This window comes from Lysinibacillus sphaericus (assembly GCF_015844675.1).
GTDB classification, from domain to species: domain Bacteria; phylum Bacillota; class Bacilli; order Bacillales_A; family Planococcaceae; genus Lysinibacillus; species Lysinibacillus sphaericus_E.
This window is the reverse complement of sequence record NZ_LDGC01000002.1, coordinates 293,166-306,455: the sequence shown is the minus strand read 5'-3', so window position 1 is coordinate 306,455 and position 13,290 is coordinate 293,166. Positions and strand designations below refer to the sequence as shown.

The window sequence follows — 13,290 nt, the reverse complement described above, 5'->3', positions numbered from 1 at the left end:
AGAAAGAGATGTGTTGAAGATATGACTATTATGGATAATATACAAGAGAAATTTCACGATCTTTTTCAAAAGCACGGTGTTTTTATTAAAGTGAATAAGGATAGTAAAATCTTTTTAGAGGGCGAACGTGCGAAAGAAATTTATTATATAAAAACAGGAGCTGTCTCGATTAGTCAGGAAACGGAGAATGGGAAGGAATTAACCATTCGTATTTGTGGTCCTGATAGCATCATTGGAGAAAGCTCATTATTTTGCAACTTTACATATAATTCGATGACCGCTAAAGTACTAGAGCCCTCCAGTTTATATGTTCTTAGCCTAGAAACATTAGAACTTTTACTAGTGGAACAGCCTACTTTAATGGTGGAGTATATGAAGTGGTTGCAAACAGAAAATTTAAAGCATCAAAGCCGTTTGCGTGATTTGATTTTAAATGGGAAAAAGGGCGCTTTATTTTCAACGCTTATCCGCCTTTCGAATACTTATGGGAAGCCTTTAGAAAATGACACTATTTATATTGACTTTCCATTAACGCATACAGAGATCGCTAATTTATGTGCGACGAGTCGAGAGATGATTAATCGCATGCTGAATGACTTAAAGAAGCACAATATTATATCTTTTGAAAAAGGTTATATAACCATTCACGATCTACAATTTTTAAAGGATGAAATCGCCTGTGAAAATTGTCCGTTACAAATATGTCGTATTGATTAGTACACTTACATATGAAATCCCCGCTTATGTGTTATAAGCGGGGATTTCGTGCTCTATTATGTAAAAAAATACAGTATGGCTCTTCTGCAAAGCGAGGGGTTGATTTCCGTTCCGGCTGGGCGCTTTCCTGGGGGCGTCCGATGAGCCGCTTCGCTCCAGGGTCTCATCTGTGACGCTGATCCTCAAGGAGTCGCCCAGCCTCCACTCCAATCAACCAAATCGCATAGCGTGAATCTTCTTGCTTATTACTAAAATTCATTGTTATAAAACAAAAAAACTTTAGCAACAATGTTTTGTCTGTGCGAAAATATAGTGCCAACTTAGCAACATCAACAAATATTTTATGTAAGAGATTAAAGAGTCAGCAACACCAGATGTACAATAACGTCTTATTAAAAGTTTATTCTGTTTGATTATGGTGAGTAGCTTGGAAAGGAAATCTCCCTATTTAAAGCATGCAACAGTCACAAAAATTTCTTTAACAGTTTTGTATTTCAAAACAGCAAAAATCCCCACTTAGAGTTATAAGCGGGGATTTTTTATTGTGCTTTAAGTGGACTTAGCGTACACCTAATGCCATTTTTGCATAGCGTGACATTCTATCTTTTGACCATGGTGGATTCCATACAATATTTACATTTGTACTTTTTACCTCTGGAAGCTCGCCTAATGCTGTATTTACTTGATCAACGATAACAGGTCCCATTGGGCAGCCCATAGACGTTAACGTCATTGTAACGGTTGCTGCCCCCTCTTCATCTAACTCTACATCATATACTAAACCTAAGTTGACGATATCAATACCAAGCTCAGGGTCAATTACATTTTCTAATGCACCGAACATGCTGTCTTTCATATCTTGATCCATCTGTATTTCTCCTTCCGTCACAGTGTTAACTTAATCATAGCAGATGCATCTTATTATGCCAAATGCTGTGCAAGCCATTCAGTTGCTGCTAACATACCATCACGTGAGACAGCATGACCAGCTTTCTTATTAGCTAAAAATTTCAAGTTTTCTGGTTTCGTTTCATAATATTTACGTAAAGTTAAATAAAAATCATATGTTTCCTTGAAAGGTACAGTTTTATCTAACTCCCCATGCCAAAATAGGACAGGTCGTTCCGCAAATTTGTCTGGTGTTAGGCTCACATCATATTTAGCTAGAAGCTCATTCGTTTGTTGTACTTCTTCTTCGGACATTGGCAAATTCACACCTTTTTTTGCGAATTGCTGTAATTGATACTCCGCTAATTTAGTGAAACTTGGTGCACCCATACAAACTGCTGCTGTCTTGATCCAATCATAGCGCTTTAAACAGCCTGATGTGACAATACCACCCATTGATGTACCAGCAATGCCAATTTTATCATTCAGTAATAATTTTTTATTCTTTAATTCATTATATAATTGTTCCACTTCATGAATAGAATTTAAAACAATATCCCAAAAATGTAAGCTCAATTGCATCTCAGTCATGCCTTCACTACGGTCGCCATGCAATTTCGCATCTGGCAATAGGACACGCACCCCTCTGCCTACTAATTGATATGCATAATGTAAGTTATGTTCTTTTGCACTCGTGAAACCATGTAAAAAAATTACTACCGGGGTTTCTTCATTCATATTTTCCGTATGTATATGTAATAAAGGAATATTTCCCCACAATTCTTTCTCAACAATCATCTTTGTCACTCCCAACATTTGTCTCATCTTTATGTTAGCAAACTTTTTTCACTGTGACAAAATTTTGACGAATGGTTTACAAAACGATACTATTCAAATTATAAGAAAGGGGCAAAAAGCTATGAAACCGCATTTAATCGTTTTGGACTTAGATGGTACGTTATTAACGGACCAACAACAAATTTCAGCAAAAACTAAAAAAACATTATTGCAGGCAAAGGAGCAAGGCCATCAAGTTATGATTGCTACCGGTCGTCCTTATCGTGCGAGTGATCTTTACTATCACGAGCTTGGCCTTACAACGCCCATCGTAAATTTTAATGGTGCTTACGTTCACCATCCTAAAAATGCTGCATGGCAGACTATGCATACTCCTATTGATTTAAGCGTAGTACATGATGTCGTCAATTCCATCAATAGCTATGAATACGAAAATATTATAGCGGAGGTTAAGGACGATATTTATGTTCATACAGAGAACTCACGGATTTTAAATATATTTAATATGGGAAATCCTAAAATTACTCATGGGAATCTCTATACCCATTTACTTGATAACCCTACTAGTTTACTGATTCAAGCGAATGAAGTGAATACAATGATTATTCGTGACCATTTACAGGCTGTTCATGCAGAAGTCATTGAACATCGTCGTTGGGGTGCCCCACTTCACATTATTGAAATTGTTCGCCGTGGCTTAAATAAAGCAGTAGGAATCGCTCATGTAGCACAGGATTTAGGTATCCCACGCGAGCGTATTATTGCATTCGGTGACGAGGACAATGATTTAGAAATGATTGAATATGCCGGTATCGGTGTAGCAATGGGCAATGGCATCCCTGCTTTAAAAAACATTGCCAACGAAATTACGACAACCAATAATGACGATGGCATCGCTAAAATGCTTATCGAACGTTTGAAACTATCCTAGTTAAATAAAAACACCCTATTTTTTGGATCATCACCATAAGTTGTGGATGTCATTCATTAACATGTAAGCGTCTATGAAAGTTGCGCGAAGTCCGCCCAGTCGGACGGAAATCAACCACACGTTATGGTGATGAGCCCATTTTTCACTTTAACTTTCGAGTTAACAATACACTGAGTTGCAATTATACTGAAACTCGATATGATAATATATCTATATAAAATTTTATTAGGAAGTAGTTTCGAGAAATATAGAGTGGAAATTGAAAACTCGACACGTGTTCACCTGTTATGTAGTATAGGTATTTGTAAACTTCTCATATAGAGTTAAAAGTATATTAAATTAGGGGGACAAATGATGAAAATTTTTACTGATAGTGGCTGTGATCTACCAAAGTCTTACTACGAAGAAAACAATATTGAACTTCTTCCACTACGAGTGCAATTGAACAATAATGAATATGATGATGTCATTTCGATTGATTCCAAAGAAATTTACGACGCTATTCGTCAAGGTGCTCGCCCAAAAACATCCCAAGTATCACCAGAGCTATTTCTCAATCATTTCGAAAATCTAGCAAAAAATGAAGAAGAAGGAATCTATATTGCCTTTTCATCGGAATTATCAGGCACCTATAATACCGCTATCATGATTCGCAATCAAGTACAAGAGCAATATCCATCTCTTAAATTAGCTATTATCGATTCTAAATGTGCTTCATTAGGTTTCGGCCTAGTAGTTGAAGAAGCCGTTCGCCTTCGAAATTCAGGTGCTTCACTGGAAGAAATCGAAGCAAAAATTACAGCTCTTACCCCACAGATGGAGCACTTATTTACGGTAGAAGATTTAGATTACCTTGCTAAAGGTGGTCGTGTATCTAAGGCAAGCGCATTTCTTGGGGGGCTCCTAAGCATTAAACCCATCTTAAATGTAGAGGATGGTAAACTTGTACCGATTGAAAAATCGCGAGGACGTAAAAAAGCCATCGCTCGCATGTTAGATTTAATGCAGGCGCGTGGTGAAAATTTCTCTGAAAAAGTTGTTGGTATTAGCCATAGTGATGATGTGGAATTTGCCAACGAAGTAAAGGCTTCTATCCAGGAAAGATTTTCACCAAAAGCTATTCAAGTAACAATGATTGGTTCAGCTATCGGCTCCCACGTAGGACCAGGTACAATTGCCATCTTCTTTACAAATAAAAGCTATCAAGCTTAACAAAAATCCCCTCCGCACTGAAAAGTGTAGAGGGGATTTATCATTTTATCCTACTAGGATTAGTCTAGAACATCTTGCTCCTTACGTCGTACTTTACCTCGTCTAATAATAACAACTACAAATCCTATGAATATTAACCATACTAATCCTAGTGCTACCATATAAGGTACATTTAATCCTTCATCATTTCGAACTTGATAAATCTCTACCATTTCGCGATTTAAAATAACTGGATAAACGTCTTTTTCATTAATACGAACTTTTTCTTCATGTATAATACCGTTTAGCATTTTACCTTCACCAAGCTGTGCAGGTGTTAAATCAACGCGTTGTGTTTCACTAGTATTATTAACCATGATGACCCATTTCTCTTTATCGGACGTACGTGTAAATACAAGTAGGCCATTTTCATTTGTGAGAACTTCAAAATCACCATTGCGTAATGTCTCAGATTTATTACGTAAAGATTGGACATTTTTAATATAATCGATTAATTCTGTATCAGTTTTAAAGTTATATATTTGGTGCGTATCTGGCTTTTTTTCACCGTTCATTGCAATTTCTGAACCATATTGTACAACTGGAATTCCTGGCATCATAAATAAAGCACCCATCGCCATTTTCAAACGCGTTGGTGGGAACATATTTTCTGTTGCAGAATCAAATGTAAATCGATGCGTATCTAACGAATCAATCATAATCTGAGTTGGTTTCTTACCTGTAAAAGGCTCCATCAACTTAGTAGAATCCATATCAACATTTTTAAAGATATTACGGTAAATATCAGCTGAAGCTTTAGAAAAGCTTGCATCAAAGTTTGCATCACTTTCTTCATTTGAAATGACATAGAGTGATTCTTTCGCATCCTTTAATGCTTTGATCACAGCATTGATAAATTCTGTATCAGCACCAGCAATATTTGTTAAACGCACACCACCAACATCGTATGTAGAGACAAAGTCTGTTGCTGATTTAACAAGTGCGTCTTGTACGTCTTTGTTTGTTAAGTCCCACTGTACTTGTCCATTATTTGTTGAAGCAATCCAGTCCTTTTTCGCTGGATCTTTTGCCCACTCATGATTCGGACTTACATTGTTTAATGGAAAATCAACCATGATCGATACGTTTTTAGCTTTATAGGCCTCAATGACACTTTGAAACTCCTCAGCTGTCCCAAAATGACGCTCAATTGAAGAGTAGCTCGTGGGCATCGATCCATCATATTTCTCAGTGGCAAAAATTGGGCCAATAGAAGCGATTGTAAAGCCCATCTCTCCGATAAATTTTAGTTTATCCTGTAAACCTGCAAAATCGCCTCCTGCAAATTTAGTAGCGTCTTGCGTATTTGTATCAAAATCGTTAGTGCCCGAACCATTAAAGAAACGGTCAACGAGTAAATCATAGATGCTTTCTTCTGCAATCGTTCTTGTCGACGCTTCATCAGCATGTGCAACTGGTGTAGCACTCACTAATGAAGTTGCTAGTAAAAGCGATGCAGCTGTCGCACTTATCCACTTTTTGAATTTCACTTTTATTCCCTCTCTTTCAAACCAATCCTCCGTCATTTTACCAAATAAAATAGTCCCCTCGCTATCATTTCAAAATATTTTCCGAAAATGACAAAATGAATTACGGCAAAAAGGTGTCAACTTCTCCTTCAAATACAATTTATCGACTTGATCGTGGGACCTGAGCAATTTTCTGAACTTCGGCATACCCGATCAGTTTTCTGACTTACCCGAGCACTTCTTCGGCATACCCGATCAGTTTTCTGATCAGTTCTCTGAGCGATTTCATCTTCTTCAAAAAATAAAAAGCCGTGAAGCGAGAACTTCACGACTTTTACAAAATTATGCTAAGAAATTAAAGTTTAATGGTAGCTTAAATCCTAAGAACATTGTGATAAAGAAGAATACCGCAAATAAAATCCAAAACAGACCAGTTGGTTTATTTTTCTTCTGACGTACTAATACCATTTCCATCATACCAATGACTAAAATACCGAATACAAATTTCAGACCATATAGCATCGGGTCTCCAGCTTGGTATTTGAAGAATAGTGCCCCACCAGTAATGATAATTAAAATGTAGAATAAACGTAATGCCATATGTAAGCCTTTTGACTGCTTGCCCATTAATGCCGCAATTAAAAAGATTACGATTGCAACTACCCAAGTAGTAATATGCAAATGTGTTTGGCTAGTTAAGAAACTCATTATTGTCCCACCTCATATTCTTTTTTCTATCAAACTCTATCCTACCATGTGATGGAAAGGGTTTCAAACATTACAATAGTGTCCATAGAATATACTTAAAAATCCGCGGAGGTAAACTCACGCGGATTTGAAAAATTATTCAAAATGATTCACTAAAGTACCGATGCCTTGGATAGACACTTTTACAGTATCACCAGTTTTTAAGAATTGTGGCGGATTCATGCCTTTGCCAACACCCGCTGGAGTACCTGTTAAAATAACATCGCCTGGCTCTAATGTTACATGCTGAGATAAAATCGATACTAATGTTTCTACAGTGAACATCATATCTTTTGTTGAGCCGTTTTGACGTACTTCGTCGTTCACTTTTGTAACGACTGTTAAATCTTGTGGATTCGGAATTTCGTCTTTTGTTACAAGGTAAGGTCCAAGTGGACAAGTTCCATCCAAGCTTTTTCCTAAGAAGAATTGCTTATGTTTTTCTTGTAAATCACGAGCTGTTAGATCATTGGCAATCGTATAGCCAAATACATAATCGTATGCTAAATTTTTCGGAATATTTTTACCGCGTTTACCAATGACAACCGCTAATTCGCCTTCATAATCCATTTTAGATGAAAGATCGGCATGTATAGAAATTGTTTGGCCATCAGCAGCAATAGCAGTCGGAGATTTTGTAAATACCATTAAGTCTGTTGGAGCTGCTTCTGCACCCATTTCTTTAGCATGTTCATCATAGTTTTTCCCAATACACATAATGTTTTTTGGTGTGCGTGGAATCGGTGATAACCACTCAATCACTGTAAATTCGCGTTTGAAACTATTAGCACGGTCTGATTTTTCAGCGGCCTCTACTAATTTACGAATCTGTTCAACAAAATCAAAGCCTAGAGCAATGCCATCTACAATTGAACTTGAAAAAGAAGGGAGAACTTGAAGTTCATTTTGAATAGCGAGTACATCCCATACTGCTTCTTCTTTTTTTACTTTTGGTCCAAAGCTTACATGTCCACCTAATTTAAATGATAAAATTTTCATGATTTTCAGAGCTCCTTCTTTTTTTTACATAATACAACAAAATTATAGAAATTGCCTTACTTTTGCGATAACTATTTTTATTCCTATTAAGTTGTGGGCTCATCACCATAACGTGGTTGATTTCCGTTCCGGTTGGGCGCTTTGTTGCTGCCGCTTCGTTAGCACTACGCTTTCGCACAGAGCAAAGCTTCCTGGGGGGCGTCCGATGAGCCGCTTGGGGCAACAGGATGTTGGTCACGAAGGCGTTATCACAGGACGTGATGCTCTTAGCCTTCGTTCCTCTATATCGCTGATCCCCAAGGAGTCGCCCATCCTCCACTACAATCAACTAACATACGTTTTAACAAATGCTATCCCAAACATTTTATAATGAGTAAATCGCAATTAATTATTCTTATTATACAAGACGTATTCATTAACTTTATGTTGCCCTCACATTGAAAATGCACGCTAATTTTGACCGCAGATTGTGCGTTTTTTTGCACGAGAGTCAAGCCCTCATCAATTATCCTGCTTTAGTTTTCGCCTTATACGTTAACTTGCGCCATAAAGCCTCTAACGGACCTTGTTGCCATTTTGCTAGCCAAATTTCTGCCACAATCATTTGTACAATAATAATGCTGACCGCAATTAGCACGCCTGTTGCGACGTTTACTTTTCCATACAAGCCAAATCCAAATTGATAAAATAGACATGTTCCAATGACCGATTGAAGTATGTACATCGTAAACGACATGCGCCCTATTTTCGCAAAAGGACTAAGCAATTTTGGTACAACTGGGAGTAAACAAAGTGAAACAATGAGCCCCGTATAGCCTACTGCTAAAATTGGACCACCTATGTATACTTTTAAGTAGTCTAATAAATACGTACGCGTAAACATGATCGGTGAGCTTTTAATAAAAATACCAATTGCTAACCCAGCTACTGCTAATGCCAGCCATAGCCATTTAAGTTCTCTCGCTCGTTCTACTAAACGCCATTTAGAGGCCGCGGCACCAATTAACATAAATGGTAGAATTGTAAATAATGCCACAAACCACATGCCGACTCCTGCCTGAACAGATAAATCAGTTAGACGTTGCATAAATGCATCAACCCAACTCCCTGTTCCATAAGCAGTTATCGCCTGCTCTACTGAAGTAATATCTAAATACTCATCAATCTTTGTATTAAAATTAATATATCCTACAACAAATAACATAAAAGCTTGCATGACGCCGCTTATCATAATGCCAATTGACAATAACCAAATTGGCTGTAGACGTAGTAATAGGACTAAAAAAACGCCGCAAAATGCATACATCATCAAAATGTCGCCCCACCAAATGAGCACAGCATGTAGCAAACCAAATACAAATAATACAGAAAGTCTTCGAAGTCCTATCGCATAAAAATTTTGTTCACGACTTTGTGCTTTCTGCCATTGCATAGCGAGTCCGTAGCCAAATAACATGGCGAACAGTGGATAAAAGCTACTTTGTACATAAATATCTAAATTTTGCTGCCACACTATATCTGACGGTGTTGTAAACCATGATGCCAAATCAATATAGGGCATTGGTAAATAAAAGGCAAACATATTCACGAGTAAAATGCCTAGTAAGCTAATACCACGTAAAATATCTAATGTTGCGATGCGCTCCTGCAACATTGTCGGTTTTAACTCCACAAAAAAAGCCTCCTCTATGTATATGGTGAAAACAGGACTCTCTAAAACGCATTCCCTTATATGAAACTGCCTCAGATAGCCCTGTTTTCACCGCTTTCACTTATGCATGTAAAACCCGTTCAATATCAAATAAATAGAGAACCTTATCACTCACTTTAATTTGAAGAATTGATTCAATCGCCTCACTATACACTCTAAGCTGGACACCATATCGTTCTAAAAGTTCTTTCGTTAATGCTGGTTCCTCAGCAAAATGTGATTGGATACGATCTGTCTTATAATCAAGCAAGATCCATTCACCGTTTTCATCCTCAAATAAGCAATCGATAATTCCTTGTACAATTTGAGCGTCGCCATCTTCATCTACTCTACTAATCGTAAATGGCAATTCTCTGCGAAGTGTTTTTGCTTTTTTAAAGCGTTGTCCAATGTCTGTTGTAAAGAAATTATATATTTTTTTCGACGGAACCACTTTCCCCTCAACCTCGGTCAGAAGCTGTCTATTCACTAAATTAGCGACAAACTCCTGAACCTCCTGTACGTCCGTAAAGCCGTTTTGAGGGACATGTTGCATAACTGTATGAACCGCTGTCCCTATTTCTGCACCTGTCAGCTGCTTGTCCTGTAAAAAGGTTGGACGGGGTGCAACGGTCGTCGTTTTTTGTTTAGAAGGTGCTGAAAAATAATATTCAGGCTCTTCCTGTCGCTGAAGATTTTCTAAACGCTTAATTTCACTGACAGATGTTTTTGAACGTTTTTGTGTTGATTTCTGAAACGCATACTGTGCTCGAAAGCGCATCGTTATTTCCGACTGCAAAGCTTCATCCTCTGGCGTTTCTAGCAATTGCTGTACCTCGCCCTCTAACGGTTGTATATCATACGCATAATGACTTGTTTCAATAGCTCGTACCCACCAATGCGATACATCCTCTGCTGCCTTATAGGGGGAAGTAGCAATGGCTGAGAAATCTGCATGTCTTGCTACTGCAGGCCCAAGCCAATCAAAGTAACTATTTGCTCTAGCGCGTAAATACTCCTGTAGAGGGGCATCTAGCGGTAAGCTTTGTGCATCCAGCCAATTGTCGCGGGTTTTATCCCAATTTTTTACCGAGCCTACTAAAATAAGTCGCTCCTTTGCACGTGTCATCGCTACGTATAATACACGCATTTCCTCAGCACGCATTTCCAGCTCTTTTTTCTCCTTCAAAGCTAAAAACGGTAGAGATGTATACGTAATACGATTTTCTGGATCAATTGCCTTCACTGCAAGACCAAAATCTTGATCGAATAAATAAGGGTTATGGAAATCCATTTTATTAAAAGGTCTCCCCATCCCTCCCACAAAGACAACTGGGTACTCTAATCCTTTGGAAGAGTGAATAGTCACAAGGCGAACGACGTCATCCTTTTCTCCAATCGATTTCGCCGTTCCTAAATCATCGCCACGTGTACGCATACGATCAATAAAACGTAAAAAGCGAAATAGTCCTCGAAAGGCTGTTTTCTCATACATTAAAGCACGGTCGTGTAAAATGCGTAAATTGGCCTGACGCTGCTTCCCATTCGGCATCGCTCCAACCATCTCATAATAATGCGTATCTAAATAGATTTTCCAAATTAAATCTGACAGTGAACCACGTCGCGCTAAATCTCGCCAGTTTTCAAATGCTAGCATAAATCGTTGAAGCTTCACAAAAGTGTCAGATTGCACACCATGCCCCTCACTTCGAATGAATTGCCTTAATGCATCATAAAATGGCGCTTTCGTATCAGCTAGTCGAATTTTTGCTAGCTCATTTTCTGTTAAACCAACAAATGGAGCGCGTAGCACTGAAGCTAAAGGAATATCCTGATATGGATTATCAACAACCTTTAGTACATTCAGCATAATCATCACTTCAAGCGCATCAAAATATCCTTTCGAGGACTCCGCATAGAGCGGGATTCCTGCAAGCTTAAATTCCTCTACTAAATCCGTTGACCATGTCATTGAACGCATTAAAATTACAATATCACTATATTTTAACGGACGTTCTGTCTTCGTTTTTGTATCGAATACGGTTGTCCCTTCCTCCATCATCTGACGAATACGCTCAATAATAAAACGTGCCTCATACTGAGATTTTTTTAATTCCTCTAATTCAGAAGCGTCGCTTACAGTATCTTCTGCTTCTTCGTCCAACTCCTCTTCCCCGGGAGGATGCATAATGACTAGCTCTACCGGAACTTCTTTGTCATCATAGGGGGCTGCTGGCTTTAGTGAAGCATTTTCATCATAAAGAATTTCTCCAACTCGCTCACCCATAATTTGTGCAAATACATAGTTTGTAGCGTTCAGCACTTCTTGTCGACTACGGAAGTTAGCGTTTAAATCTATACGCATCCCCGTCAAATCTGGGGTCTCTAGAAACTCGCTATACTTTCGCATAAAAAGCTTCGGTTCTGCTAATCGGAAACGGTAAATGCTTTGTTTGACGTCCCCAACCATAAATAGATTTCCATCTTGCTCACTACCTGTTTTCACAAGCTGTAATATAGTTTCTTGTAACATATTTGTATCTTGATATTCGTCCACAAGCACTTCTTTAAAATGTTGCTTTAAATCTAGAGCAACAGGTGAAGGCTGTAATTCACCTTCGACTTCTACAGTTAGAATTTGCAAGGCGAAATGCTCTAAATCTGAGAAATCAATAATTCCTCGTTCTAATTTTGCGATGCGGAACTGTTCACTAAAAACATTCGTCAATTCGACTAATGTTCCGATCGTCGGCCCCATTAATCGAATCTCTTCCAGCAAGCGTGCAGGAGTCCGAACGAAAAAAGTCTCTTTAAGCTTGTTTACGATTTTTTTAGCTGCCTCACGCTTTTTCTTAGCAAGTTCCTGTAGCTCCACATCTACTAAAGCATCCTTTGATACACGCTTTAAAGTTGACCATTTTACCGTAGCAAAATAATCAAAGAGTTCTTGCCACGTTCCTTCACGACTAATGCGAATGCCTTCCTGAATCATAGCAAAATCCATTTCTGCAGTTTCAGCATATGGTCCAGGTCCAGCAGGCTGTAGCGTAATGGCACGCATTTCAGAAATTAACACAAATGCCTCTTCAAGACTATGCTTGACTGTTAATTTCACATATTTTGATAGTTCTAGATCATCAATTGTTACGTCCGCTGCTAAGTCGTATGTCTCTGGTAGACTACGAAGCCATTTTTGAGGCTCTGCATGAACACGGGATGTATCATAAAGCTTGCTTATTAATGTTTCTATTGCCTGATCATCACGATCCGATGTAAAGCTATCAACAAGACGATAGATTGCTTGAACCTGTGCTTCATCCTCAGAATCGTAAGCATCTTCTAATACTTCGGCTAATATATCGTCCCTTAACAAAGCAACCTCTGCCTCATTTGCTATACGAAAGCCTGGATCAATATCTAGCATATAGGCGTACTGCTTCACAATAGCTAAGCAGAAAGAATGCAGCGTTGAAATTTGCGCTTTATTCACAAGGCTTAGCTGGCGTCGCAAATGGTTAGAAGTTGGATTTTCTGCAATAGCCTTTTCAAGTGCCTCCGCCATACGGTGACGCATCTCAGCAGCGGATGCATTTGTAAATGTTACGACAAGTAACTCGTCGACATTGATGGGATCCTCTGTCGCTACTACCTTTTCAATCATTCGATTAATGAGAACTGCCGTTTTACCAGAGCCTGCCGCAGCCGATACAAGTGTATCCTGGCCGCTTGCATAGATTGCCTTCCACTGGTCGTCAGTCCATGTCACTTCCGCTGGCTTTTCAGGTATTTTTTGTACCAAC

Annotated in this window: 10 protein-coding genes; 3 read left to right on the top strand and 7 right to left on the bottom strand. The window is 38.5% G+C overall.

Annotated elements, in window-relative coordinates:
- Positions 1-30 precede the first annotated feature (30 nt).
- Positions 31-717, top strand: a complete 687-nt coding sequence (locus ABE34_RS01315; protein ID WP_197139855.1) for a Crp/Fnr family transcriptional regulator — start codon at positions 31-33, stop codon at positions 715-717.
- 559 nt (positions 718-1,276) lie between these two features.
- Here the strand turns inward: ABE34_RS01315 and ABE34_RS01310 are convergent.
- Positions 1,277-1,585: a metal-sulfur cluster assembly factor gene (locus ABE34_RS01310; RefSeq protein WP_197139853.1), complete on the bottom strand. Its 309-nt coding sequence runs from the start codon at positions 1,583-1,585 to the stop codon at positions 1,277-1,279.
- A gap of 53 nt (positions 1,586-1,638) precedes the next feature.
- Positions 1,639-2,403, bottom strand: coding sequence for a prolyl oligopeptidase family serine peptidase (locus tag ABE34_RS01305; protein WP_197139851.1), 765 nt, complete (start codon positions 2,401-2,403; stop codon positions 1,639-1,641).
- Between the two features lie 121 nt (positions 2,404-2,524).
- Here ABE34_RS01305 and ABE34_RS01300 point away from each other — a divergent pair, with 121 nt between their 5' ends.
- Together ABE34_RS01300 and ABE34_RS01295 are read left to right on the top strand one after the other, a co-directional pair.
- Complete coding sequence (locus ABE34_RS01300; protein ID WP_197139849.1) at positions 2,525-3,334, top strand: Cof-type HAD-IIB family hydrolase; 810 nt, start codon at positions 2,525-2,527, stop codon at positions 3,332-3,334.
- Positions 3,335-3,688: 354 nt separating this feature from the next.
- Positions 3,689-4,546, top strand: coding sequence for a DegV family protein (locus tag ABE34_RS01295; RefSeq protein WP_197139955.1), 858 nt, complete (start codon positions 3,689-3,691; stop codon positions 4,544-4,546).
- 59 nt (positions 4,547-4,605) lie between these two features.
- Here ABE34_RS01295 and ABE34_RS01290 read toward each other — a convergent pair whose 3' ends face one another.
- The 5 genes from ABE34_RS01290 to addA all read right to left on the bottom strand — a co-directional run bounded on the left by ABE34_RS01290 (position 4,606) and on the right by addA (position 13,289).
- Positions 4,606-6,075, bottom strand: coding sequence for an alpha-amylase family glycosyl hydrolase (locus ABE34_RS01290; RefSeq protein WP_346655494.1), 1,470 nt, complete (start codon positions 6,073-6,075; stop codon positions 4,606-4,608).
- Between the two features lie 321 nt (positions 6,076-6,396).
- Positions 6,397-6,762, bottom strand: coding sequence for a YisL family protein (locus tag ABE34_RS01285; RefSeq protein WP_197139846.1), 366 nt, complete (start codon positions 6,760-6,762; stop codon positions 6,397-6,399).
- A 135-nt stretch (positions 6,763-6,897) separates the two neighbouring features.
- Positions 6,898-7,800 (bottom strand): fumarylacetoacetate hydrolase family protein, encoded by a 903-nt coding sequence (locus ABE34_RS01280; RefSeq protein ID WP_197139845.1) that lies wholly within the window; start codon positions 7,798-7,800, stop codon positions 6,898-6,900.
- Between the two features lie 505 nt (positions 7,801-8,305).
- The gene (locus ABE34_RS01275; RefSeq protein WP_346655493.1) at positions 8,306-9,472 is read right to left on the bottom strand and encodes a DUF418 domain-containing protein; all 1,167 of its coding nucleotides are present in this window, start codon (positions 9,470-9,472) and stop codon (positions 8,306-8,308) included.
- A 100-nt stretch (positions 9,473-9,572) separates the two neighbouring features.
- Entirely contained in the window at positions 9,573-13,289 is a 3,717-nt protein-coding gene (gene addA / locus ABE34_RS01270; RefSeq protein ID WP_197139844.1) for a helicase-exonuclease AddAB subunit AddA, read from the bottom strand.
- Position 13,290 lies beyond the last annotated feature (1 nt).